Annotated in this window: 1 protein-coding gene; it reads right to left on the bottom strand. The window is 41.7% G+C overall.

What is annotated here, in order from left to right; all coding sequences use genetic code 11:
- Positions 1 to 76 precede the first annotated feature (76 nt).
- The coding region (locus tag ACEN31_RS11540; protein WP_407109480.1) for a reverse transcriptase domain-containing protein at positions 77 to 1,095 on the bottom strand (1,019 nt) is incomplete at its 5' end.

Genomic DNA, 1,095 nt, shown 5'->3' with positions numbered 1-1,095 from the left:
ATCGAGTAGGAGACTAGCCATTATTTGACTAGTCGACCTCTCACACCACCGTGCGTACGGTTCCGTACACGGCGGTTCAATACCTTGCGTAAGCAGACTCTACCAATTCGCTTAGTGGAACTAAGCCCCATTGGTGGAGTCTTTTTGTTGTAATTGCCCGATGAACTTCAGGCGTGTTTGAAAGTCGCCAGTACATCTTACGAGAAAATGCAATGCGTTTCGCTGAGTCTAGGTCAAGTCCATAGGACTTTAATTTCTTAATAACCGTTCGTGGTTTCTTCCATCGTTTAAAGATAAGCTGTCTAAGCCGGTGATGTAACCATCCTTCTATCTCTTTAATAAATCCTTTGATAAAACCTAAACCAAAATAATTTATCCAACCTCGTGTAACTCGATTAATTTGCTGGATGATTTCTTCAAAGGTTCCTGGTCTTTTACGACTCGTCAGTCTCTTTAAAGAATTCTTGAATTTTTGCTTGGCTTGCTTGGTAGGGATAAAACGATAGGTTCCATTCACTCGGCGCATCAGACAGCTCAAGAACTTTAAACGAGTAGGTGACCCCACTTTGCTTTTCTCTTGATTGACGATGAGCTTTAAATCTTTCTCAATATATTTGGTGATACTTTCCATCACACGTTCACCGGCTCGTTTCGTCTTCACATAGATGACGAAGTCATCAGCGTAACGGACAAATCGATGACCACGTTTGGAAAGTTCTTTATCCAGTTCATGTAAGTAGACATTACTCAGTAGAGGCGAGAGAACCCCTCCTTGTGGTGCGCCTGTTTTACTTTCTACGAATTCGCCAGACAGGTCTATGACACCTGCTAATAAAAACTTACGGATAATTTTGATGATGGTCTTATCATGGATGTATTGTTCTAGATAGTAGATGAGTTTATCGTGATTCAGCGTGTCAAAGCATTGCTTCAAATCACAATCTACAACTACCCGATAACCTTCCTCATAATAGTTTACACATTGTTTGAGGGCACTATGCGTGCCTTTGCCCGGTCGAAAGCCGTGACTGTTTTCCATAAAGTGCGGGTCAATGATTGGTTCAATCACTTGTCGAATTGCTTGTTGAACAACTC

It is taken from the genome of Ruoffia sp. FAM 26255, from assembly GCF_045528525.1.
Classification (GTDB): domain Bacteria; phylum Bacillota; class Bacilli; order Lactobacillales; family Aerococcaceae; genus Ruoffia; species Ruoffia tabacinasalis.
Note: the sequence above shows the minus strand (reverse complement) of the source record. Positions and strands in the feature narration are given on the sequence as shown.